Origin of the sequence: Burkholderia sp. BCC0419, assembly GCF_902830285.1 — a bacterium.
Lineage (GTDB): Bacteria > Pseudomonadota > Gammaproteobacteria > Burkholderiales > Burkholderiaceae > Burkholderia.
Genome location: NZ_CADESR010000006.1, coordinates 198888 through 225054 on the forward strand (window position 1 = coordinate 198888; position 26167 = coordinate 225054).

A 26167-nucleotide genomic window follows, 5' to 3' on the forward strand; every position below is an offset into this window, starting at 1 on the left:
AACCTGTCCGGCCATGATCGCGCTCTCCTCTCCTCATTCGCGCACGCACGGTGCGACCGCATCGTGACCGACGCCCCTTCCACCGCCGTCGCGATCCTGACGATCGACCATCCGAGCCGCGGCACGTTCGACGATCGGCTGCGTCGCGCCGGGTACGGCTACGACCGCCTGCGCATCGACGACATCCTGCGCCGCGCCGGCTACCGGCCGTCGCGCTTCGAGTACCTGCCCGACCTGCTCGCGAGCTGCGACACGCGTGCGTTCGATCTCTTCATCATCCAATGCGAAACGGCCTGCCGGCGCACGACGGACGCGATCCGTGCGCTGCGCGCGCGTTTCGCCGGCACCGTGGCGATCGTATCGATCAGCCAGCGCGACGCGGATCTCGCGCGCTCCGCGTGCTTCATCGCCGGCGCGAACGAGCATCTGCCGTACACCGTGCCGCCGGACACGCTGATCGCCAGCATCGCGACGTGGCTGCGCTGGTCCCATCATCGTGCGATCCATCATCGCCATTGGCGGATCGGCCAGTTCGAATTCGATACGGCCACGCGCAGCGTGAACGTGGCCGGCCGCGAGCACGTGCTGACCGAGAAGCACTTCCAGATCGCGACCGCGTTCTTCCTGAACATGGGCCGCGCGCTCGACCGCGCGCACGTGAGCCAGCTCGTGTGGGGCTCGCTCGTCGCGGCCTCCAGCCGGCGGCTCGACACGCACGTCGCGTACCTGCGCGACCGGCTCGAACTCGACGGGCGGCACGGCGTGCGGATGATGACGATGTACGGATTCGGCTATCGGCTCGTCACGTGCGAGCCGGATGCGGAGCCTGCGGCGGACGAAGCGGTGCAGCAATAGCCGGCCGCGCAGCGGAATCCTGCGGGCCTCGCGCGGTCGCCAGTCGCAGGTCGTTCGGCGCACGACCGTCGCCGGGTCGACTCGCCGGCCCCTCGCAACCCTGACAGCTCCCATTGCGCGCTGATCGGACTCCATTATCATGGGGGCACCCTGGCCGACCGCCCCGCTCCCGATGGACCACCGCGCCGCACCCGATCACTCCCGCTCCGCCGCCGCGCACGCGTCCGCCGCGCCGACCCGCGTCGGCCGTCGCCAGCGCGCGCTGCTGTATGCCGGCGGCGCGGCCGTGACGGTCGCGATCCTGCTCGCGAGCGGCCTGATGCTGTATACGATGGCGCGCGAAGCGATCCAGGCGCGCTATACAACCTTCGCGGTACGCCAGTTCCTCGTCCAGATCGAATTCAAGATGCGCACGACGGGCATGGACACGCTCGTCACGCACGACGAAGCCGTGTGGAACGCGCGCGCGACCGATCCGGCGCGCGTCGCCGCGCTCGCGGCCGGCCGCGGCCGGCTGGTCATCCAGGGCAGCCCGGCCTTCCCGCCGACGCTCGTGCTGGCCGACCTGTCGCCCGCGCACCCGGCCGACAGCTACGCGCACGATCTGGCGATGGCGAGCGACATGAGCTATCGCGTCGGCGCGTACGTCGCGAAGCACGATGCCGATCGCTCGATCGCGGGCTACGTGTATCGCCCCGACCGCAGCTTCGCGGTCGTCATCCCCGAACCGGTGCCCCCCGATCCGCTCACCGCGTCGCCCGCGACCGATGCGGCCACGCTCGTCGCCCAGGTCGCCGCCGGCATCGCGACGCCGCCGCCCGGGCAATACGAATGGCATCCGCCCGTCTACGACCCCGTGCAGCGGCGCGACGTGTTCCGCGTCGCCGGCGCCGTCTACGACCTGCAGGTGCCGCGCGCGGTGTTCCTGTCGACGCTGCCCGTCGACGTGCTGCGCACGCGTCTGTCGACGGGCGACACGTCCGACGCCTCGATCGTCGTCGATGCGCACGGGCGCACGCTGCTGCGCGCCGGCACCGCGGCCGACGACGATGCCACGCGCGCGGCCATCGAACGGCTCGGCGCACGCGCGCGTGATGCGGCCAGCCGCGGCGGGCCGCGCACCGCGTTCGGCGACGGGCTGTTCACGCTGAGCCAGCCGATCGCCGAAACCGACTGGACGCTCGTGCAGGCGTTCACGCTGCGCTCGCTGCTCGCGACGATCGGCCTGCGCGCGGGCTGGTACGTCGCGATCATGTTTGCGGTGATCGCGCTCGTCTGGTGGCTGCTCGTACGATTCGACCGCCGCGTGCTGAAACCCGACGACGCGCGCACGCGGCGCGTGATCGACAGCGAGAACCTGAACCGGACGATCGTCGAAGCAGCGCCGTCCGGCATCGCGCTGCTGTCGCTCGCGGACGGCGCGGTGCTGCTGCAGAACGACACGATGCGCGACTACGACGCGCGCCGCGCGGGCGAACCTTCATTACCGGCGAGACTGCTCGAACGCTTCGACCGCTCGCCTGCCGCCGCCGCGTGGCAGCCCGATCTGCACGTGACGCTGCCCATCGCCGGCGGCGAGACCGTCGACCTGCTCGTCAATCTCGTGCGCACGCGCTTCCACGACATGGACGTCGTGCTGTGCAACTTCTCCGACATCACGTCGCAGAAGAACGTCGAGCGCCGGCTCGACGAAGCGGCGCGCGCCGCCGACGCCGCGAACAACGCGAAATCCGCGTTCCTCGCCACGATGAGCCACGAGATCCGCACGCCGCTGAACGCGATCCTCGGCAATCTCGAACTGATCGGCCGCGAGCCGCTCGCCACGACACAGCGCGAGCGGCTGCAGACGGTCGAAGGCGCGTCGTCGGTGCTGCTCGACCTGATCAACGACATCCTCGACCTGTCGAAGATCGAGGCCGGCCAGATGACGATCGAGGCGATTCCGTTCGATCTCGCCGAGACGATCCGGCAGACCGGCGCGATGTTCGAGCCGCTCGCGGCAGCGAAGGGCTTGCAGTTCGACGTGTTCGTCGACGATGCGCTGGCGTCGCGCTATCTCGGCGATCCGACGCGCATCCGGCAGATCGCCGCGAACCTGCTCGGCAACGCGATCAAGTTCACCAACCACGGCGAAGTCACGCTCGAGATCTATCTGCGCGACGACACGAACCCCGCTTCGCCGATCGCGATCGGCGTCAGCGATACGGGCATCGGGATGACCGACACGCAGCGCGCGGCGCTGTTCCGCCCGTTCACGCAGGCCGACACGTCGATCACGCGGCGTTACGGCGGCACGGGCCTCGGGCTCGCGCTGACGAAGCAGCTGGCGCAGATGATGCACGGCGCGGTCGACGTGAAGAGCGAGCCGGGCAAGGGCAGCACCTTCGTCGTCACGCTGCCGCTGCCGGCAGCCACCGACGCGCAGGTGGCCGAACACGCCGCCGCGCAGGCCGACGATGCCGCGCTGCTGCCGGCCGTCACCGCGCGCGTGCTGGTGGTCGACGATCATCCGGTGAACCGCACGTTGCTGCAGGGGCAGCTCGTCACGCTCGGCTATGCGGCGGATGCGGCCGAGGAAGGGGCGGCGGCGCTGCGGCGCTGCACGGACACGCGCTACGACCTCGTGATGACCGACCTGAACATGCCGGGCATGGACGGCTACACGCTCGCGCGCGTGCTGCGTGCGCAGTATCCGGCGCTGCCGGTGGTCGCCGTCACCGCGCATGCGAGCGCGGCCGAGCATGCGCGCTGTGCGGAAGCGGGGATCGTCGCGGTGCTGGTGAAGCCGGTGCTGCTCGACACGATCGACCGGACCGTGCGGCGGTATGCACATGCCGTCGCCGGGCGGGCGCCGGCGCGGCGCGCTCTCGTCGATCTCGCGGAAGGGCCGCTGCCGCCGGACGTGCATGCGCTGCTCGAAGCGAGCCTGACGAAAGCGCTTGCCGCGATTCGCGATGCGCTCGCACGCGACGACATCGGCGTGCTGCGACATGAACTGCATGCGTTGCGCGGCGCGTTCGCGACGATCCACGAGCACGCGGTGGCCGACGCGATCGGCGACCTGCAAGCCATCGTGCACGGCGCCGACCTGACGGCGTTCGATGCGCGGCTGGCGGAGGCAGAAGGCCTCGCACGCGACGCGCTGCAACGGCGCACGACGCAGGCCCCGCCGGCCTGAATACGGCTCGGCCGGCGCTCGCCGGCCTGTCTCTGCCCCCCTTCTCCCATGGTCTTGCGGCGTTCGCCCGCAAGGCCGCTTCACGCGTGTAGGACTGGGCCTACACAGCCGCTATCTCGAATCAGCCAGGGACGACTGATTAGGACGAGGCTGATCCCTACCATCGGTTTGTGACCTGACAAACTGAAAGGAGTAGGGCAATGAACAAGACTTATCGCAACGTATGGAACGCTGCAACCCAGACCTGGACGGCGGCGGCCGAAACGGCGACGAGGAAGCGCAAGGGCTCGTGCCGTGTATCGGTCGCTGTCTGCGTACTCGCAGGCGCAATGATCGGCAGCGTCTCTGCCAGCGCGATCGCCGACGATCAGATCAGCTCCGACGCGACGCCCACCTGCGAGGCAGGCTATGTCGCAGACGGCGCAACGTGCGTTGCCACGCGCACTTCCGGGCCGGCCGAAGCGAAAAGCATGAGCACGACCAGCAGCGGCATCGGCATCATGCTTGGCACGAACGCGTATCAAGCCGGCCCCGGCGCAACGGCGGACGGCCCGCAATCCGTCGCAATCGGCAATAACACGGCGACGGCCGCCACCGCCGGTGCTTCAACTGCACTTGGCGCCAACTCCACAGCGTCGGCGAGTTACGGCGTCGCGATTGGCGGCGCCACGCAAGCCGGTCGAGGTGCGATCGTAACGAGCGGAGCAACAGGTTCGATCGCGATCGGCACGATCTCCAGTGCCAGTGCCCGAAACTCCGTCGCCTTGGGAATGGGGTCCGTGGCCGATCGCGAGAACACTGTGTCCGTGGGCGCCGGTGTACCCAATATCGACGGGAACACATTTACCCGCCAGATCGTGAACGTGGCCGCCGGCACGCAAGACACTGACGCCGTGAACGTCGGCCAGATGAACGCCGGCCTGTCGACCACGAACGCATCGATTGCAGCCACGAATTCGGCATTGTCGACGACCAATGCGTCGCTTTCGACGACGAATGCCACCCTTTCGACGACCAACACCACGCTTGCCGCGACCAACACGGCCCTGTCGACGACGAACTCGCACGTCGCGTCGCTCCAAAGCGGCCTGTCGACCGCGAACACGAATATCGCGACGCACACCAGCGAGATCACGACGCTCAACGACAAGCTGAACGAACTGTCGAGCGGTACCGTCGGCCTCGTCCAGCAGGCGAACGCGGGCGACGACCTCACGGTCGGCGCGAACACCGACGGCGGCGCGGTCAACTTCGCCGGCACGGCCGGCTCGCGCAAGCTGTCGGGCATCGCAGACGGCACCGCGGACACGGACGCCGTCAACGTCGGCCAGATGAATACCGGCCTGTCGACCACGAACGCCGCGATCGCCGCGACGAACGCCGAACTGTCGACCACCAACACGACGCTCGCCACGACCAACACGGCGCTGTCGACGACGAACTCGCAAGTCGCATCGCTTCAAAGCGGCCTGTCGACCGCGAACACGAATATCGCGACGCACACCACCGAGATCTCGACGATCAACGGCAAGCTGGGCGAACTGTCGAGCGGCACGCTCGGCCTCGTCCAGCAGGCGGCCGCGGGCGCAGACCTCACGGTCGGCGCGAACACCGACGGCGGCGCGGTCAACTTCACCGGCACGGCCGGCGCTCGCAAGCTGACGGGCGTCGCGGCGGGCGACATTTCTGCTGCCAGTGCCGACGCCGTCAACGGCGCGCAACTGCACGGCGTGTCGAACAGCGTCGCGTCGGCAATCGGCGGCGGCGCATCCGTGAACCCGGACGGCTCGATCTCCGCGCCGAGCTTCACCGTCGGCGACGGCAGCGGCGGCACGAAGGTCGTCAACTCGGTCGGCGATGTCGTGACCAATCTCGACGGCCGTGTGACGAGCAACGAAGGCGACATCAAGAAGCTCGCCGACGACCTCGGCAGCGGCACGCTCGGCCTCGTCCAGCAGGCCGGCGCAGGCGCAGACATCACCGTCGGCGCGAACACCGACGGCAACGCCGTGAACTTCGCCGGCACGGCCGGCGCTCGCAAGCTCACGGGCGTCGCGGCGGGTGACGTGTCGGCATCCAGCACCGAAGCCGTCAACGGCGCGCAACTGCACGGCGTGTCGGACAGCGTCGCGTCGGCGATCGGCGGCGGCGCGATCGTGAACCCGGACGGTTCGATCTCCGCACCGTCCTTCACCGTCGGCGACGGCAGCGGCGGCACGAAGGTCGTCAACTCGGTCGGCGACGTCGTGACCAACCTCGACGGCCGTACGACGACCAACGAAGGCGACATCAAGAAGCTGGCCGACGACATCGGCAGCGGCACGCTCGGCCTCGTCCAGCAGGCGAACCCGGGCGACGACATCACGGTCGGCGCAAACACCGACGGCAACGCCGTGAACTTCAGCAGCAAGACCGGCGCACGCAAGCTCACGGGCATCGCTGCGGGCGACGTGTCGGCCGCGAGCAACGAAGCCGTCAACGGTTCGCAACTGCACGGCGTGTCGAACAGCGTCGCGGCGGCCATCGGCGGCGGTGCATCGGTGAACCCGGACGGTTCGATCTCCGCGCCGAGCTTCACCGTCGGCGACGGCAGCGGCGGCACGAAGATCGTCAACTCGGTCGGCGACGTCGTGACCAACCTCGACGGTCGCGTGACGAACAACGAAGGCAACATCAAGGACCTGAGCGAGCAACTCGGCAGCGGCACGGTCGGTCTCGTCCAGCAAGCCGCCAAGGGTGACGACATCACCGTCGGCGCGAACACCGACGGCCGCGCGGTCGACTTCACCGGCACGGCCGGCGCACGCAAGCTCACGGGCATCGCTGCGGGCGACGTATCGGCCGCGAGCAACGAAGCCGTGAACGGTTCGCAACTGCACGGCGTGTCCAACAGCGTTGCATCGGCGATCGGCGGCGGCGCATCGGTGAACCCGGACGGTTCGATCTCCGCACCGAGCTTCACGGTCGGCGACGGCAGCGGCGGCACGAAGATCGTCAACTCGGTCGGCGACGTCGTGACCAATATCGACGGCCGCGTGACGAACAACGAAGGCGACATCAAGAAGCTCGCCGACGATCTCGGCAGCGGTACGGTCGGCCTCGTCCAGCAGGCCAATCCGACCGACGACATCACGGTCGGCGCGAACACCGGCGGCAACGCCGTGAACTTCAGCAGCAAGACCGGCGCGCGCACGCTCACGGGCGTCGCCGCAGGCGACGTGTCGGCAACCAGCACCGAAGCCGTCAACGGTTCGCAGCTGCATGGCGTGTCGGACAGCGTCGCATCGGCCATCGGCGGCGGCGCAACGGTGAACCCGGACGGGTCGATCTCCGCGCCGAGCTTCACGGTCGGCGACGGTAGCGGCGGCACCCGGATCGTCAACTCGGTCGGCGACGTCGTGACCAACCTCGACGGGCGCGTGACGAGCAACGAAGGCGGGATCAAGAAGCTCTCCGAGCAGCTCGAAAGCGGCGAACTCGGCCTCGTTCAGCAGAACCCGTCGACCGGCATGATCACGGTCGGCGCAACGACCGGCGGCACGTCGGTGAACTTCGCCGGCACGGGTGGCGCACGCGTGTTGTCCGGCGTCGCAAACGGCGTGGGCGACGACGATGTCGTGACGGTATCGCAGCTCCGCGCGACCGGCCTGATCGACTACACCGGCAAGGAAGTCGGCGCGGTCACCTACGACTCGGGCCTCAATTTCGACACCGTGACGTTCGCCGGCACCTTCGGCACGAAGCTGCAACGCGTGGCGGCCGGCGAGATCAGCGCGACGAGCATGGACGCCGTCAACGGCAGCCAGCTGTTCGACCTGCAGGAGCAGTTCGCGAAGCAGTACGGCGACCTGAGCGGCCAGCTCGGCGACCTGTCGAGCCGCTTCGGCGATCTGTCCGACCGCCTCGGCGATCTCGAAGCCAACCCGGGCACGGGCGGCCCGGGAACGGGCGACGGCTCGACGGTCGTCGGCGAAGGCGCGGTCGCGTCGGGCGAGAACAGCTCTGCAATCGGCCAGGGCTCGCTGGCATCGGGCGAGAACGCGTCGGCGGTCGGCCAGGGCGCGGTCGCATCGGGCAACAACGGCTCGGCGATCGGTCAAGGCTCGGTGGCTTCGGGCGAGAACGGCTCGGCACTCGGCCAGGGCGCATCGGCCACCGGCAGCGGCTCGGTCGCGATCGGTCAAGGCTCGGTCGCAACGGAAGCCAACACGGTGTCGTTCGGCAACGGCACGGAAGAAGGCAACCGCCGGCTCGTCAACATCGCGGACGGCATCAACGCATCCGACGCGGCGACGAAGGGTCAGCTCGATCGTGCGATGGAATCGGTCGACGCACGCTTCAACGACACGAACCGCGCGATCAACGACGTCGCGAAGAACGCGTACGCCGGTATCGCGGCCGCGATGGCGATGCCGAACATGACGCCGTCGCAGCCGGGCAAGACGGTGGTGGCAGTCGGCGCCGCGAACTTCAAGAGCGGCTCGGCGATCGCTGCCGGCGCCACCTACCGGTCGCGCAACGGCAACTGGCTCGTGAACGGCGCGACGTCGATCACGTCGGTCGGTGATGTGGGTGTACGCGCCCAGGTCGGCTACGAGTTCTGACCGGACGGCCCCGCGCAAGCGGAGCGTCGACCCGAAGCGGAAGGGAGCGATCCCTTCCGCTTTTCGGCCGACGGCCAGTGGCGATTCATCGGAGTCGCCACCGGCCGTCGGCGCGACGGGATCGCGTCCGGCCAGCTGTTTCGCCGCGACCGATCGCACCCCGTGCCGGCCCCACCCCGCATCAACGACGCCGAGCGCGTGCCGCCAGGCACGACGCAACGCGTAAGAAACCATGAACAGAACCTTTCCCATCCGCATCGTGATCGCCGACGACCATCCGGCGGTCGTCATCGGCGCCCGCTACGAACTGTCCGCGACGAACACCATCTCGGTCGTCGCGACCGCGCACAACTCGACGGAACTGATGGAAGCGCTCGCGAAATATCCGTGCGACGTGCTCGTATCGGACTACGCGATGCCGGGCAGCGATTACGGCGACGGCCTCGCGCTGTTCACGACGATCTTCAAGCGCCACCCCGGCCTGAAGATCGTCGTGATGACGATGATGGAGAACACGGTGGCGCTGCGCGCGCTGATCGATCTCGGCATCGCCTGCATCGTCAGCAAGTCGGACTTGCCGAACCACCTGACGATGGCGATCCACGCGGCCTATACGAGCGGACGCTATCTGTCGCCTTCGATGGACCGGATCCTGCGCCATGCGGGGAGCCTGAGCGGCAAGGCGCCCGCGTTGTCCGTGCGCGAGGTGGAAGTGATCCGGCTGTTTGCGTCCGGATTGTCGGTGAACGAGATTGCCGAAAAACTGAGCCGCAGCAAGAAGACGATCAGCACGCAAAAGAGTTCGGCGATGCAGAAGCTCGGCATCGAGCGCGACGTCGATCTCGTCCGTTATGCGATTTCGTGCGGGCTGGTGACCGACTACGGTTATGCGCCGGCGCATGCGGCCGGCGAGGCGAAATGAAACGCCGAAGACATGAATCGATGAATTGAACCGGCCGGCGCCCGCGAGGCGCCGGCGCGAGGTAGCTCACACGCCCCGCTCCCCCATCCGCCATCCGGTTCGCCGCATGGCGGCGGCTGCGCACGCCCGTACGCAGCCGGCGTCGTCAAACCGGCGCAGCCCCGCCTTCTTCCTCTTCCCCGCCCCGCCCTTCGCTGCCCGATGCGGCGACGATCCCGTGCTCGATCGCATAGCGCAGCAGGTCGATGTCCTTCTCGATCCCGAGCTTTTCCATCGCGCGCGCCTTCTGCGTGCTGATGGTCTTCTTGCTGCGGCTCAGTTTGTCGGCGATTTCGTTGACGGTCAGGCCCGACGCGTAGTGCCGCACGACCTCGAGCTCGCGCTCGCTCAAATCGCGCTTCTGGTCGGCCGCCCGCGCGCTCGAATGCGACGTGAGGGTGCGCACGACCTTCTCGACCGACGGCGAGTAATAGGTGCCGCCGGTGGCGGCCGCGTGAATCGCGGGGATCAGGTGATCGACCGTGTCGGACTTGCTGACGATGCAGGTAATGCCGAGGCGTGTCAGCGACCCGACCACGGCCGGGTTGTCGAGCATGGTCAGGACGACCAGCTTGACCGCCGGATAGTGCCGCTGCAGGTAGGAGAACAGCGTGATGCCGTCGCCGTGCGCGCTGCCCGGCATCGCATAGTCGGACACCGCGACATCGCACGCGCCGGCATCGAGCAGCTTGATCAGCTCGGTCGAATTGACGGCCTTGCCGGTCAACTGGATCGTCGGCACCGACGACAGGCCGTGCTCGACACCGGCGAGCATCGCCGGATGATCGTCGGCCAGTACCACACGTATCTGATAGCTTCCCATAGTCGTCCAGATTTGCGCGGCAATCGTCGCGGCCGGATCGCCGCGCGGCTGGCGGCTAACGGCGCGCATCGCGGCGTCGTGGATCGTAATTGGGCGCTATCTTCGCATGAAACCGGGGGCATCAGCCATCGCCCCGGCCGGTGGCGGCCTCCGGATGGTGCGGCGCGATAAAAAAACCGCCGGCTCGTGACGAGCGGGCGGTTTCGGGTGCATGGCGGGACGGGCGCAGCTTTCATCGGCTCAGGGCCGATCGCCGCCCCGCGCGCATCGGTGGAACAGCGTTCGTTACGCGTTACTGCGCATCGATCCGGACCTCGACACGGCGGTTCTGCGCGCGGCCTTCCGCCGTCGCGTTGGACGCGACCGGCTCGGCCGCACCCTGGCCCTGCGACACGAACGACTGCGCTTTCAGGCCGTTGGCGCTCAGGTAGTTCATCGCGTTGCGCGCGCGCGAAGCCGACAGCGCGAGGTTGTGCGTCGCGCTGCCCGTCGAATCGGTGAAGCCGGTGACGGTCACGCGGCGGAATTCGACGCCGCGGTTGATCTCGATGAAACGGTCGAGATTGTCGCGCGCCTGCGGCGTGAGCACCGCGCTGTCGAGCGCGAAGTTCGCGTCGCCCTGCAGCAGCACCTGGCGCTGCGGGATCTGGGCCGGCCGCGGTTGCGGCTGCGGTTGTGCGACCGGCTGCGGGGCCTGAACGACCGGCTGCGGCTTGCCGCACAGGAAGGTGATCTCGCGCGGATCCTTCTTCGGCGCACGGCTGTACACGCGGTCGATCATTTCGAGCGGCGTGAAGCCTTGCCCCTGGCAGAACTCCTCCGCCGCACGGGCGCACGCGTTCGCGCTGCCCAGCAGCCCGTCGCAGCTCACGCGGAACACGTTGTCCGGCTTGCCGGGAATCGACACCGCGTGGATGTCGTAGGTGAGGCCCGATTGCGTCGTACACGCACCGAGCGCCATCGCGATCGCGCCGATCGACGCGGCGCGCAACAACAAGGTTTTCATGGTCATGATGAAACGTCCGCCTGGAGGCGGACGCGTAAAAAGTTGAATGAGGAAGGTCAGGGCGGGCGGGGCAAACTGCCCCGCCCTGCGTGTTACCACTGATACGAAGCGCCCACGCCGACCGTATTGCCGCCGCTCGACATACCCACGCCGGCCTTCATCTTCAGGTTCTGCGTGATGCGGGCTTCGCCGCCGAACGCCACGGCCTGATAGCCCTTGTAGGTCGCGCCGCCGATACCGAACGAGATCGTCTTGCCCGGATCGACGCCCGGAATCATCGTCAGCGCGGTGGCCGCGGCGATACCCGAGTACGCGTTACGCGACAGGTCGTTGACCTGGCCCTGCATGCCGCCCATGGCCCGGTCGAGCTGCCCCTTCGTCGCGACGTCGGTCGCGTTCACACCATCCGACACGTTCGAGATCGTGCGGGTCCGGTCGATCGAGCCGACCGACACCGTGTCGTCGCTGTACGCCGTCGAGCCGGCGCCCAGCGCAACCGAGTTCGAACCCGACGCGTTCGCGCCCGAGCCGATCGCGACCGACTGATTGCCCGATGCGTTCGAGCCGCTGCCGATCGCCGTGGCGCCTTCGGCCGCGCTCTTCGCGCCGGAGCCGATCGCGACACCGTTGCTCTGCGACGCGCCCGCGTTCGAACCGATCACCGTGGCGTTGTTCGCGCCCGTGCCGATCGTCGCACCCGAGCCGGCGGCCGTGTTGCCCGTGCCGCTGCCCGCGTTGGCCGGCGTCGTGCTGCCGGTGCCAACATCGGTGCCGGCGAAGTACTCGTTACCCGAGCCACCGTCGCCCGGACCACCGCTGCCCGGGGGCTGCTGCTCGAGCGCGCCGACACGGCCGTCGAGACCGCCGATACGGTCGCTCAGCTCGCTCAACTGGCCGAAGTTCACCGCGTCGTACTGGCTCGCGCCGTCCGCCACGTTCGTCAGTCGCACCGGCGCCGCGCCCGTGCCGCCCAGCGTCACCGAACCGTAGTTCGGCGTGCCGTCGCCGTTCAGGTCGTAACGCACCGCGAGCGAATCGGTCGCACCGTACGCGGCTGCGGCCTGCACTGCTTCGGCCACGGTCTTGTACTTGCTGCCGTTCACCTCGATCGACGTATCCGCGAGCTTGCCGTCGGTATCGACCGTCGTGCCGCCGCCGATCACGTCCGCCACGCTTTGCGCGGTGCCGTGCAGTTGCGAGCCGTTGATCGCGTCGACGCTCGTCGCGTTCACCGCACCCGCTGCCACGCCGGTCAGCACGCGGTTGCCCGCCGTGCCCGCGAAGTTCACGGTCGTGCCGTCCGTATCCTTCGCGACCGTGATGTCGCGCGTCGTATCGTCCTGCTGGACCAGGCCGATCGAGCCGTGGACGAGGCTGTTCGAGATGTTCTCGATCGCATCGCCGACGTTGTCGAACGTCTTGTCGCTGACCTTGTACGACGGGTTCGTCACGTTGCCGTCCGCGTCGACAGCCGCACCGCCGCCGAGCGACTTCGCGACGCTCTGCGACACGCCGTGCAGTTGCGAACCGTTGATCGCGTCCGTGCTGGTGGCCGATACCGCGCCTGCCTTCACGTTCGTGATTGTCGTGCCGTTCGCGCCGGCGAGCGTGACCTTGTCGAAGTTCGCCGAACCGTCGGCGTTCTTGCCATACGTCACCGCAAGCGAAGCCAGACCCGCACCCGGGTTGGTCGGATCGACCGGCGCCACCAGGCCTGCGTCCTGCAGCTGACCCAGGTTGATCGCGTCGTGACGATCCGTACCGTCCGCGACGTTCTTCAGTGCGACCGGAGCCGTTGCGCCCGCGCCGCCCAGCGTCACCGAACCGCGGTTCGGCGTGCCGTCGGCATTGCGGTCGTACGTCACCGCCGCGATCGACTGGCCCGTCACCGGATCGACCAGACCGGAGTCGCCCAGTTGTTTGCTGATCACGGTGATGTTTTCCGTGTTCGTCGTCGTGCGGCCATCGAGGTTCGACAGTGCGTCACCCACGTTGTTGTACGCGACCGACTTCGATGCATCCGCCGGATCGGCCAGCGAGTACGTCGGGTTCGTCACCTTGCCGTCCGCGCCGACCGTCGAGCCGCCGCCCAGCGAATCGGCGACGCTCTGCGCCGTGCCGTGCAGCTGCGCACCGTTGATCGCGTCCGTGCTGGTGGCCGTGACCGCGCCCGCCTTCACGTTCGTCAGCGTCGTGCCGTCCGTGCCCTTCAGCGTGACGACATCCTGCGTCGCGCTGTCGTATGCCACCGCGAGCGACGTCAGCCCCTTGCCCGGGTTCGTCGGATCGACCGGCGCCACCAGGCCCGCGTCCTGCAACTGGCCGAGGTTGATCGCGTCGTTGCGATCCGTGCCGTCGGCGACGTTCTTCAGTGCGACCGGCGTCGTTGCGCCCGCGCCGCCCAGCGTCACCGAACCGCGGTTCGGCGTGCCGTCGGCATTACGGTCGTACGTCACCGCCGCGATCGACTGGCCCGTCACCGGATCGACCAGACCCGAGTCGCCCAGTTGCTTGCTGATCACGGTGATGTTTTCCGTGTTCGTCGACGTACGGCCGTCGAGGTTCGACAGCGCATCACCCACGTTGCTGTATTCCTTCGACTTCGACGCATCCGTCGGGTCGGCCAGCGAGTACGTCGGGTTCGTCACCTTGCCGTCCGCGCCCACCGTCGAGCCACCACCCAGCGAATCGGCGACGCTCTGCGCCATGCCGTGCAGCTGCGCACCGTTGATCGCGTCCGTGCTGGTGGCCGTCACCGCGCCTGCCTTCACGTTCGTCAGCGTCGTGCCATCCGCGCCCTTCAGCGTGATCTGGTCGAAGTTGGCCGAACCGTCGGCGGCCTTGTCGTACGTGACCGCCGTCGAGGTCAGGCCCGCACCCGGGTTGGTCGGATCGACCGGCGCAACCAGGCCCGCATCCTGCAACTGGCCGAGGTTGATCGCATCGTGACGGTCCGTACCGTCGGCGACGTTCTTCAGCGCCACCGGAGCCGTTGCGCCCGCGCCGCCCAGCGTCACCGAACCCATGTTCGGCGTGCCGTCCGCGTTGCGGTCGTACGTCACCGCGGCAATCGCCTTGCCGTCATCGCCGATGAGACCCGAGCCCTTCAGCTGGCTCACGTTCACCGCGTCCATGTCGGCCACACCGGCCTTCACGTTCGCCAGCGTCGTGCCGTTCGTGCCGGCCAGCGTCACCGTGTCGCGTGCCGCGCCGTCGTACGTCACCGCCATCGACGTCAGGTTGCCCGCGCCATCGTCACCCACCAGGCCGGCGTTCTTCAACTGACCGAGGTTCAATGCGTCACCGTTGTCGGTCGCATCGGCGACGTTCTTCAGCTGCGTCGGACCCGTGCCGTTGCCCAGCGTCACCGAACCGTAGTTCGGCGTGCCGTCCGCGAGGCGGTCGTACGTCACCGCGGCAATCGCCTTGCCGTCGTCGCCGATCAGACCCGAGCCCTTCAGCTGGCTCACGTTCACCGCGTCCATGTCGGCCACGCCCGCCTTCAGGTTCGACAACGTCGTGCCGTCCACGCCGGCCAGCGTCACCTTGTCGCGTGCCGCGCCGTCGTACGTCACCGCCATCGACGTCAGGTTACCCGCGCCGTCGTCGCCGACCAGGCCCGCGTTCTTCAGCTGGCCGAGGTTCAGCGCGTCGCCGTCGTCCTTCGCATCCGCGACGTTCTTCAGCGCCACCGGCGTCGTTGCACCCGCGCCGCCCAGCGTCACGGCGTCCTTCGCCGCGCTGTCGTACGTCACAGCCGAGATCGCCTTGCCGTCGTCGCCGATCAGGCCCGAGTCCTTCAACTGGCTCACGTTCACCGCGTCCATGTCGGCCACACCCGCCTTCACGTTCGACAGCGTCGTGCCATCCGCGCCCTTCAGCGTGACGACATCCTTCGCCACGTCGTCGTACGCGACGGCCAGCGACGTCAGGCCCGCACCCGGGTTGGTCGGATCGACCGGCGCAACCAGGCCCGCGTCCTGCAACTGGCCGAGGTTGATCGCATCGTGACGGTCCGCACCGTCAGCAACGTTCTTCAGCGCCACCGGAGCCGTCGCGCCCGCGCCGCCCAGCGTCACCGAACCGAGGTTCGGCGTGCCGTCAGCATTGCGGTCGTACGTCACCGCCGCTATCGACTGACCCGTCACCGGATCGACCAGACCCGAGTCGCCCAGTTGCTTGCTGATCACGGTGATGTTTTCCGTGTTCGTCACAGTACGGCCGTCGAGGTTCGACAGCGCGTCACCCACGTTGCTGTAGTCCTTCGACTTCGACGCATCCGTCGGGTCGGCCAGCGAGTACGTCGGGTTCGTCACCTTGCCGTCCGCGCCCACCGTCGAGCCGCCGCCCAGCGAATCGGCGACGCTCTGCGCCGTGCCGTGCAGCTGCGCACCGTTGATCGCGTCCATGCTGGTGGCCGTCACCGCGCCCGCCTTCACGTTCGTCAGCGTCGTGCCGTCCACGCCGGCCAGCGTCACCGTGTCACGTACCGCGCCGTCGTACGTCACCGCCATCGACGTCAGGTTGCCCGCGCCGTCGTCACCCACCAGGCCGGCGTTCTTCAACTGGCCGAGGTTCAGCGCGTCGCCGTCGTCCTTCGCGTCCGCGACGTTCTTCAGCGCGACCGGCGTCGTTGCGCCCGCGCCGCCCAGCGTCACCGTGTCCTTCGCCGCGCTGTCGTATGCCACGGCCAACGGATTGCCGGCGCTGTTCTTGTCGAGCGCACCGAGGGCGTCGCCCACGCTGTGGTAGTCCTGGCCGCCGACCGAGTACGTCGGGTCGGTGAGCGAACCATCCGCGCCGACGCCCGCGCCGCCGCCGATCTTGTCCGCGACGCTCTTCGACACCGTGAACAGCTGCGAGCCGTTGACCGCATCGTTGCTCGTTGCGTTCACCGCACCGGCTGCGACGTTGTGGATCGCGACCGGCACGCCGGCGTTGCCCAGCGTCACGCTGTTCTTCGTCGCGTTGTCGTACACCACGGCCAGCGATTCGCCCGTCGTCGGGTCGATCACGCCGCCCTTCTCCAGCGAATCCTTCAGGTCGCCGAGGTTCTGGTTCGTCGTGAACAATTGCGAGCCGTTCACCGCGTCCTTGCTGTCTGCCGCGAGCACGCCGTCCGCCACGTTGTGCAGCGCCACCGGCGTGGTCGCACCCGCGCCACCCAGCGTCACGCTGTCCTTCGCCGCGCCGTCGTACGTCACTGCCATCGACGTCAGGTTGCCCGCGCCGTCGTCGCCGACCAGCCCTGCATCCTTCAACTGGCCGAGGTTCAGCGCGTCGCCGTCGTCCGTCGCGTCGGCGACGTTCTTGAGTTGCGTCGGACCCGTGCCGTTGCCCAGCGTCACCGAGCCATAGTTCGGCGTGCCGTCCGCGTTACGGTCGTACGTCACCGCCGCGATCGGCTTGCCCGTCGACGGATCGATCAGGCCCGCGTCCTTCAGCTGCGAAACGTTCACCGCGTCCATGTCCGCCACACCGGCCTTCACGTTCGACAGCGTCGTGCCGTCGACACCCGCCAGCGTGACCTTGTCGCGTGCCGTGCCGTCGTACGTCACCGCCATCGACGTCAGGTTGCCCGAGCCGTCGTCACCAACCAGGCCCGCGTTCTTCAACTGGCCCAGGTTCAGCGCATCGCCGTCGTCCTTCGCGTCCGCGACGTTCTTCAGCGCCACCGGCGTCGTTGCGCCCGCGCCGCCCAGCGTGACCGTGTCCTTCGCCGCGCCGTCATACACCACCGCCAGCGATTCGCCCGTGGTCGGGTCGATCACGCCGCCCTTCTCCAGCGAATCCTTCAGGTCGCCGAGGTTCTGGTTCGTCGTGAACAGTTGCGAACCGTTCACCGCGTCCTTGCTCGTCGCCGACAGAACGCCGTCCGCCACGTTGTGCAGCGCCACTGGCGTGGTCGCGCCCGCACCACCCAGCGTCACGCTGTCCTTCGCCGCATCGTCGTACGTCACGGCCAGCGACGTCAGGTTGCCCGAACCGTTGTCGCCGACCAGGCCTGCATCCTTCAACTGACCGAGGTTCAGTGCGTCATGATCGTCCTTCGCGTCAGCGACGTTCTTCAGCGCGACAGGCGCGGTCGCCCCCGTGCCGCCCAGCGTCACGGCGCCCTTCGTTGCATCGTCGTACGTCACCGCATTCGGATCGCCGATGCCACTTGCCGCGAGCGCATCCAGTGCGTCGCCGACATTGTGGTAATCGTTGCCGCCCACGCTATAGGTCGGATTCGTGATGCTGCCGTTCGCACCAACCGCCGCGCCGCCACCGAGCGCATTCGTCACGCCCGTCAGCTGGCTCACGTTCACCGCATCGGTCGCTTGCGTGCCAGCCGCGACGTTGACGATCTGGCGTTCCGCGCCTGCGCGGCCGATCGACAGTGCATTCGCGCGATTCGCGAGCGCGTTCTCGCCGAGCGCGATACCGCCCGCCGCCGTAGCCGTCGTACCCGCGCCGAGCGCGATCGCGCCCTGGATGCTGCGAGCGACGTTCGCACCGGTACCGACCGCGATCGCATTCGTCGATCCCGCCCGCACGTTCGCACCGCTACCGAGCGCGACCGAACCCGTGCCGATCGCCTGCGCACCGTTGTTGCCGATCGCAACCGCGTAGTCCGCGTTCGCCTCGGTATTCGCGCCCATCGCGACGGCTTGCGTGCCGTTCGTCTGCACGTTCGAACCCATCGCGACCGAATACGCCTGGCCAGCGCCCGTTTGCGCAAAGCTGCCGATCGCAACCGAATTGTCGGAACCCGCGACGTTTTGCAGACCGACCGCGACTGCGTTGGCACCGCTCGCGGCCGTCGACGAACCGATCGCCGCCGCCGTTGCCGTAGCGGGATCCGCGCCGTTCAGCGAGGCCAGGTTGTCGCCGCGCACACCCTCGACCGCGACCAGCGGATCGGTGACGTCCATCGGCTGAATCGCATGCGTATTCATCTCGTTGATCGCGGCCTTCGTCTTCTCGTCGAGCGCCGACGAGAAGCTGTCGATGGCCTGCTGCGTCTTCGAACTGACGGACGTCGACAGATCGTTCAGCGCCGCGTACAGCTGGCCGCCGTTGACCGCATCCGTGCTCTGGAATGCAACGTCGCCGTCCGCCACGTTGACGATTCGGCGCTCGTTACCCACGCTGCCGACCGACACGACGTTGTTCTGGTTCGCGACCGAGTTGTAGCCGATCGCGACCGAACCGGCGCCGGACACGCGTGCGCCGCTGCCGAGCGCGAGCGAGTTCGCGCCTGCGCCCTGTGCGCCAGCGCCGATGGCGACCGCCAGCGCGCCGGTTGCCAGCGCGGGCGTGCCCGCGACCGGGTCGGCGTTGACCTTGACGAAGCGCAGATCGGCGCCGACGATTCGATCTTCCAGATCCGACAGACCGGTGTTCAGCTGCTTGACGTTGACTGCGTCCGCGTCGTCGACACCCGTCGCGACGTTCTTGATCTGCGTCGGGCCTGCGCCGTTGCCAAGCGTTACCGTGCCGTAGTTCGCCGTGCCGTCCGTGTTACGGTCGTACGTCACCGCGGCGATCGACTTGCCGTCGTCTCCGATCAGGCCCGAGCCCTTCAGTTGCGAGACGTTCACGGCGTCCATGTCGGCCACGCCGGCCTTCACGTTCGACAGCGTCGTACCGTCCGTGCCCTTCAGCGTAACGGTGTCCTTCGCGTTGCTGTCGTAAACCACGGCCAGCGACTCGCCCGTGACCGGATCGATCACGCCGCCCTTCGCCAGCGAATCTTCGAGGTCGCCTACGCGGGTGTTCGTTGCGAACAACTGCGAGCCGTTCACAGCATCCTTGCTGTCGGCTGCAAGCACGCCATCCGCTACGTTATGGATAGCAACCGGTGCGGTTGCGCCCGCACCGCCCAGCGTCACGCTGTCCTTCGCTGCACCGTCATACGTCACCGCGAGCGACGTGAGATTGCCCGAACCGTCGTCGCCGACCAGACCTGTGTCCTTCAGCTGACCGAGGTTCAGTGCGTCGTGATCGTCCGTCGCATCCGCGACGTTCTTGAGTTGCGTCGGACCGGCGCCGTTGCCCAGCGTTACCGTGCCGTAGTTCGGCGTGCCGTCTGCGTTGCGGTCGTACGTGACCGCGGCAATTGCCTTGCCGTCGTCGCCGATCAGGCCCGAGCCCTTCAGTTGCGAGACGTTCACCGCGTCCATATCGGCCACGCCAGCCTTCACGTTCGACAGCGTCGTGCCATCGACACCCGCCAGCGTGACCTTGTCGCGTGCCGTGCCGTCATACGTCACCGCCATCGACGTCAGGTTGCCTGCGCCGTCGTCGCCGACCAGGCCCGCGTCCTTCAGCTGACCGAGGTTAAGGGCGTCGTGATCGTCCGTCGCATCCGCGACGTTCTTGACTTGCGTCGGACCTGCACCGTTGCCCAGCGTCACCGAACCGTAGTTCGGCGTGCCATCTGCATTGCGGTCGTACGTGACCGCGGCGATCGACTTGCCGTCGTCGCCGATCAGACCCGAGCCCTTCAGTTGCGAGACGTTTACGGCGTCCATGTCGGCGACACCCGCCTTCACGTTCGACAGCGTCGTGCCGTCCACGCCGGCCAGCGTGACCTTGTCACGTGCTGCGCCGTCGTACGTCACCGCCATCGACGTCAGGTTGCCCGAGCCGTCATCGCCCACCAGACCTGTGTCCTTCAACTGACCGAGGTTCAGTGCATCGTGATCATCCGTCGCATCCGCGACGTTCTTCAGTTGCGTCGGGCCTGCGCCGTTGCCGAGCGTTACCGTGCCGTAGTTCGGCGTGCCGTCCGCGTTGCGGTCGTACGTGACCGCGGCAATTGCCTTGCCGTCGTCGCCGATCAGGCCCGAGCCCTTCAGTTGCGAGACGTTCACCGCGTCCATATCGGCCACGCCAGCCTTCACGTTCGACAGCGTCGTGCCGCCCGTGCCCGCCAGCGTCACGGTGTCCTTTGCGTTGCTGTCGTACACCACGGCCAGCGACTCGCCGGTTACCGGATCGATTACACCGCCCTTCGCCAGCGAATCTTCGAGGTCGCCCACGCGCGTGTTCGTCGCGAACAGTTGCGAGCCATTCACAGCATCCTTGCTGTCGGCTGCAAGCACGCCATCCGCTACGTTATGGATAGCAACCGGCGTAGTCGCGCCTGCGCCGCCCAGCGTCACGCTGTCCTTCGTCGCGCCGTCGTACGTCACCGCGAGCGACGTCAGGTTGCCAGCGCCGTCGTCGCCGACCAGACCCGTGTCCTTCAGCTGACCGAGATTCAACGCATCGTGATCGTCCTTCGCGTCGGCGACGTTCTTCAGCGCGACAGGCGCCGCCGCACCCGTGCCGCCCAGCGTCACGGTGCTCTTGGTCGCATCGTCGTAGATAACCGCATTGGGATTGCCGATACCGCTCGACGCAAGCGCATCGAGCGCGTCGCCGACGTTGTGATAATCGGTTCCGCCAACGTTGTAGGTCGGGTTCGTAATGCCACCGTCCGCCCCCACCGCTGCGCCGCCGCCGAGCGCCTTCGTCACACCCGTCAGCTGGCTCACGTTGACCGCGTCGGTCGCGCCCGTACCGGCGGCCAGGTTCACGATGCGCCGCTGTACCGCCGTCGAGCCGACGGATACGGTATCTTCAGCGTCGGCAATGCTGCCGGTCCCCAAGGCGACGGAATTTCGACCGCTCGCGAGCGTGCCCGCACCCAACGCCATACTCGAATATCCGGCAGCCGAGCTGTTCGCCCCGAATGCCGTACCAGCTCCTCCGCCCATCGCACTGGCATTTCCGCCGACGACCGTCGCACCCGACCCGGAATGGCGAGCATTCGTGCCGATCATGATCGAGTCGGTCCCACCAGCCGCCGCGCCATTACCGATCGCGATCGAGTTGGAACCGACCGACCCAGCTGGCGTAGCAGAGGCACCCGGTCCGATCGCAATCGAATTCGCCGAGGTGACAACCGAGCCTGCTGCCGTGCTGTTGACCTTGAAGTACGTGTTGTCGACCTTCGTCGAAAGCGCCGTATTCATCTGCCCGAGGTTCACGGCGTCCGTGTTTGCCGTACCCGCTGCCAAATTCGTGATCTGTCGTTGCAGCGAAGCTGAGCCTACCGAGACTGAATTGTTCCGATCGGCAACCGAATTCGCGCCGAGCGCGACGGCATTCGCACCGGTAGCCTGCGTACCACGACCAAGCGCGGTCGATGTTGCGCCCGTTGCGCTTGCCCGCTCGCCCAGCGCGACGCTCGACGCCGACGCGGCGTTCGCCAATACGCCGATCGCTGCGGCGTTGGTTGTGGCATTCGCGCCGTAGCCAATGGCGGTGCCAAAAGTGCCGCTGGTGCTCGTGCTTCGGCCCAGCGCGACGGCGTTCGCACCCACTGCACTGGCCCCCGTGCCGAATGCGGCGGCCCCGTCCCCACTCGCTACCGTATTGCCACCGAACGCCGCAGCCGCAACACCGGCCGCATTCGCGTTCGCGCCGACTGCGGTCGCGCTGTTGCCTGCCCGCGCAGCAGTCGCCGCCGCAGACGCTCCTGTACTGATCGCCACATACGGATTGCTTGCCGTCGCTGCGTTCGCAATCGCCGAATTCAACTGATTGAGGTTGACCGCATCGGTGCCGGCGGTACCCGCGGCCAGCCCCGTGATGCGGTGGTTCGTCATGTTGACGTTGTTGTTGAAATCGGCCGGGCCGCTGACGTGAACGCCGTTCTGGCCGTACAGGACCAGATGGCCGTCGGTGCTGCCCATGACGGACGCCGTAGGCGTCGAGCCGGCGGCACCGTTCGTATTGGCATTGTTGCCCAGGACAAAAGACGGCGCATGCCCCTGATACGTAGGCAGGCCGGTATTGATAGGCCCACAGTTCGCACTTACCGTGTTACTCAGCGCACCAAAGGTTTGCCCGTATCTCACTCCGTTCGCCGCGGTTGTGGTCGAGCACAAATTGAGGCCCCCACCGGTCGCCTGTGCCATCGCATCGACAGACACGGTCCCGCCACCCACCCCGGCCATCACCGCGACCGCCGCCGTCACCGACGAACGCATCGCCGTATTCGATTTCGATTTCGTGCGCATCCGCGCCGTTTCGGGCGCCGCCGCCCATGTGCCCGTCGTCGCGTTCCAGACGGTCCGATAAGACTTGTTCACGTTGATAGCCCCTGTAGAAGAGAAGTGGGAAGGACGAACCTCGTCCACAGATGCCAATGTATTGATCGCCTGTCATTTCGATAATCAGACGGCTGGACGCGATAGCAATTATTTTGTAGGCCTGGTCCTAACATAACGTTGCTTGACAATCAGCCGTGTCAAACACGGCCCGACGCACCATTCTCTTGATCGATTCCGTTTGACACATCCGCGTCCCGGGCCTTATATACGCAGCGCGCCGCCGATTGCACGAGTAGGACTGGTCCTACCCATCGCGCGCGAGTGTTTCGGACTGCCCTACATACAGGCCCGTCCGCTATCCCGATAATTTTCCCGTTCCCCGAGCCGGCATCGCATGGCGTTGCCATCAGCATGGCTCGCGGATATCGTCCGCGTCCCGGCCTCGCGGCGGCGCTTGCCGCACGCGCCGCGCGCGTCTCCCGATTTGCGCATTGATTCACCGGTGTTCGTCACATGCCCATCCGTCATCTCTTCGCGTCCCACACGGACGCCAGCGCGCCGTTCGCGTCGATCGACGACGACGCGCGCGACCTGAGCCTGCTGAACCGGTATCAGCGCTTCACGCTGTACGGTGGCGCGGTCGTGCTGTCGCTCGTGATCCTGATCGCGGCCGGCATCCTGCTCGTCGGCTCGGTGCGCGACTACATCGCCGAGCGCCGCGACCTGTTCGCGACGCACAAGGCGCTCGTGCAGCTCGAAATGGACGCAAAGCAGGCGTCGATGCGCCGCGCGGTGATCAACGCCGAACTGCTGTGGAACGGTCATCCGCCGCATGCGCGCGCGGCGTCCGACGCGCTGCGGCGCGACGGCCATGTTCTGCTCGCGCCGATGCGCGGCGTGAGCGAGATCTTCCTGGCCGCGTCGCCCGCCGCGCTGGCCAGCGACGAAACCGATCGCTACGTGCAACTGATGGAGCGACAGACGATTTCCGTCGCGGCCGCCGAGCGTCAGACCGGCCGCGCGGTGCGCGGCTACGCGTACAGCCCCGACCGCAACGTGATCGCGATCACGCCGCCGCCGTCGATGCCGTATCACGACGTGCTCGCGCACATCGGCGTGTCCGACACGCACGCGCTGATCCAGCACCTCGCGTTCGACGCCGCCGACTGGTCCGATCCGGCCATCGCGCGCTACTGGCGCCTGTCGCGCCGCATCGCGTGGCAGGCGCCGGCGATCGATCCGCTGACCGGCAAGATGGTCTTCCGTCTCGTCGAACCCGCTTTCGACGGGCAACGGCATTTCATGACCTTCGTCAGCGATTTCGACGTCGACGTGATCGCCGACCGGATGAAGCACGCGCCCGACGATGCCGTCGCGATGCTGATCGACGAAAACGGCCGCGTGCTGCTGCATGTCGATCGCACCGACAACGCCGAGGATGGCGCCGCGCTGATGAAGCACGCGCTGGCCGAAGGCACCTGGCGGCGCGGCCTCGTGCAATTCGACGAAAGCTACCGGCATGGCGTGTTCACGATCAGCGACCGGATCTCGGACACCGGCTACGCGATCGTCTATGCGTATTCGTGGCACACGATCGCCTATGCACTCTGGTCGACGATGCTGCGCGAATTCGGCACGACCGCGACCATCCTGATCGTGCTGTGGACGCTCGTGATCGCGTTCGACCTGCGGGTGTTCGCGCCGCTGTTCCGCCGCTCGCGCCGCGTGTTCGAAAGCGAGCGGATGAGCCGCACGATCGTCGCAACCGCGCCGTTCGGCATTGGCCTCGTCGCGCCCGACACGCATCAGGTGCTGCTGCGCAACCGGATGCTCGAGCTGTACGATCGCGAGGCCGGCGATCCGCCGCTGCACGAGCGGCTGCTGGCCCGCTACCGCGAGCACGCGCACGCTGCGCCGGTCCAGCTCGACGTCGAACTGCCGGTGACGCTCGCCGACGGCCGCGCGCGCGACCTGCTCGTCAACTTCGTACGCGTGCGCTACAAGGGCAAGGACGCGCTGCTGTGCAGCTTCTCCGACATCACGACGCGCGCCGATGCCGAACGCGCGCTCGACAGCGCGAACCGCGCGAAGTCGACGTTCCTCGCGACGATCAGCCACGAGATCCGCACGCCGCTGAACGCGATGCTCGGCAATCTCGAACTGCTCGACAAGGCGCCCGACCCGAGCCGGCAGAAGCCGCGCCTGCATGCGGTCACGTCGGCCGCGCGGATGCTGCTCGACATGCTGAACAACGTGCTCGACATGACGAAGATCGAGGCCGACCGGATGACGCTCGAAGCGACAGGGTTCCGGATCGACGAGCTGATGCGCGACGCGGCGGACCTGTTCGAGCCGGTGGCCGGCGCGAAGGGCATCGCGCTGCGCATCGACATCGATCCGGCGGTCACGCATACGTATCTCGGCGACCCGATGCGCGTGCGGCAGATCGTCGTCAACCTGGTCAGCAACGCGATCAAGTTCACCGATCGCGGCGCGGTGGCGTTGTCGGTGTCGGCGCCGCCGGGCGACGCGACGCCGGTGACGATCCGCGTCAGCGATTCGGGCATCGGCATGACGGCCGATCAGCTGGCGCACGTGTTCGAGCCGTTCGCGCAGGCCGACGAATCGATCGCGCGCCGCTTCGGCGGCACGGGCATCGGCCTCGCACTGAGCTACAAGCTCGCGGAATCGATGGGCGGCCGCATCGAGGCGAACAGCGTGCCGGGCGTCGGCTCGACCTTCGTCGTCACGTTGCCGCTGCCGCTCGACCGCCAGCCGGGCGCGGCCCAGGCGCTGCCGGGCGAGGATGCGCCGAACGTACGCGTGCTGTTCGTCGACGACAACCCGGTCAACCGTTCGCTCGTGCACGATCAGCTGGACGTACTCGGCTATCAGGCCGATATCGCATCGAACGTCGCGGACGCGCTCGATCTGGTGGATCGCCACGACTACGCGGTGGTGCTGACCGATCTGAACATGCCCGGCCTCGACGGGTACGCGTTCGCGCGCGTGCTGCGCGAGCGCGGGCGCGTGCAGCCGATCCTGGCGGTGACCGCGCATGCGGAACCCGACGTGTTGCGTCTGGCTTGGGAAGCGGGCATCGACGAGATCGTCACGAAGCCGACGTCGCTGAAATCGCTCGACCAGGCGATCACGAAATACACGGGGACGTGGCGGCGGCCGGTGTATCCGCCCGCACCGACGCGGGCGCCCGGCCCTTTGCCGAAAGACCTGCACACGGTGCTCGCCGATGCGACGCAGCGTTCGAGCGCGACCATCGCGCGCGCATTGCAGGACGGCGACCTGAAGGTCGCCCGTTCGGAGATTCACAGCATGCGCGGTGCGTTTGCGATGATCGGCGAGCGGGAGATTTCGGGGCTCTGTGCGTCGATGGAAGCGCTGGCGCTGGCGGGCGATGCGGCGGCGTTCGCGCGGGAGTTCGAGCGCTATCGAGAGGCTGCGAACGAGATCCTCGTACGGCGTGCGGCAGGCTGATCGAAGGCGTCGGTTGAAACGCTTTCTGACATATCAGGAATGAATCGACGATGCAGTCCGCCGACGCGATCGCGCTGGATTCGTTGTGCAGCAAGCATTCGAAGCATTGGCCAGATGGCCAATGCCGATAAATTCGTACATGACTGGTGCCTGAC

The 26167-nt window shown here is 67.6% G+C and carries 8 protein-coding genes; 5 read left to right on the plus strand and 3 right to left on the minus strand.

The window, feature by feature from the left end; genetic code table 11:
• Window positions 1–63: 63 nt before the first annotated feature.
• The 4 genes from HWW87_RS26340 (at window position 64) to HWW87_RS26355 (ending at window position 9559) form a co-directional block, all read left to right on the plus strand.
• Complete coding sequence (locus HWW87_RS26340; protein ID WP_244107341.1) at window positions 64–855, plus strand: winged helix-turn-helix domain-containing protein; 792 nt, start codon at window positions 64–66, stop codon at window positions 853–855.
• A gap of 139 nt (window positions 856–994) precedes the next feature.
• Window positions 995–4033 carry a hybrid sensor histidine kinase/response regulator gene (locus HWW87_RS26345; protein ID WP_244107342.1) on the plus strand — a complete coding sequence of 1013 codons (3039 nt, stop codon included), beginning with the start codon at window positions 995–997 and terminating at the stop codon, window positions 4031–4033.
• A 200-nt stretch (window positions 4034–4233) separates the two neighbouring features.
• A complete protein-coding gene (locus tag HWW87_RS26350; protein WP_175822759.1) occupies window positions 4234–8637 on the plus strand; it encodes a YadA-like family protein in 4404 nt (1467 codons plus the stop codon).
• A 232-nt stretch (window positions 8638–8869) separates the two neighbouring features.
• A complete protein-coding gene (locus HWW87_RS26355) occupies window positions 8870–9559 on the plus strand; it encodes a response regulator transcription factor (RefSeq protein ID WP_175822760.1) in 690 nt (229 codons plus the stop codon).
• A gap of 145 nt (window positions 9560–9704) precedes the next feature.
• Here HWW87_RS26355 and HWW87_RS26360 read toward each other — a convergent pair whose 3' ends face one another.
• From HWW87_RS26360 to HWW87_RS26370, 3 genes are all read right to left on the minus strand, one after another.
• Window positions 9705–10421, minus strand: a complete 717-nt coding sequence (locus tag HWW87_RS26360; protein ID WP_175822850.1) for a response regulator transcription factor — start codon at window positions 10419–10421, stop codon at window positions 9705–9707.
• A 292-nt stretch (window positions 10422–10713) separates the two neighbouring features.
• A complete protein-coding gene (locus HWW87_RS26365) occupies window positions 10714–11433 on the minus strand; it encodes an OmpA family protein (protein ID WP_175822761.1) in 720 nt (239 codons plus the stop codon).
• Window positions 11434–11519: 86 nt separating this feature from the next.
• Window positions 11520–22604, minus strand: a complete 11085-nt coding sequence (locus HWW87_RS26370) for a YadA-like family protein (protein ID WP_347879302.1) — start codon at window positions 22602–22604, stop codon at window positions 11520–11522.
• A 426-nt stretch (window positions 22605–23030) separates the two neighbouring features.
• Between HWW87_RS26370 and HWW87_RS26375 the strand changes: the two genes are divergently transcribed.
• On the plus strand, window positions 23031–26012 hold the full coding sequence (locus HWW87_RS26375) for an ATP-binding protein (RefSeq protein ID WP_175822763.1): 2982 nt from the start codon (window positions 23031–23033) through the stop codon (window positions 26010–26012).
• The last annotated feature ends 155 nt before the right edge of the window (window positions 26013–26167 follow it).

What these genes read in the sequence shown, in the direction of transcription:
- HWW87_RS26375 (WP_175822763.1), top strand. Translation starts at nt 23,031, where the DNA reads ATGCCCATCCGTCATCTCTTCGCGTCCCACACGGACGCCAGCGCGCCG.
- HWW87_RS26360 (WP_175822850.1), bottom strand. Translation starts at nt 10,421, where the DNA reads ATGGGAAGCTATCAGATACGTGTGGTACTGGCCGACGATCATCCGGCG.
- HWW87_RS26350 (WP_175822759.1), top strand. Translation starts at nt 4,234, where the DNA reads ATGAACAAGACTTATCGCAACGTATGGAACGCTGCAACCCAGACCTGG.
- HWW87_RS26345 (WP_244107342.1), top strand. Translation starts at nt 995, where the DNA reads ATGGGGGCACCCTGGCCGACCGCCCCGCTCCCGATGGACCACCGCGCC.
- HWW87_RS26365 (WP_175822761.1), bottom strand. Translation starts at nt 11,433, where the DNA reads ATGACCATGAAAACCTTGTTGTTGCGCGCCGCGTCGATCGGCGCGATC.
- HWW87_RS26355 (WP_175822760.1), top strand. Translation starts at nt 8,870, where the DNA reads ATGAACAGAACCTTTCCCATCCGCATCGTGATCGCCGACGACCATCCG.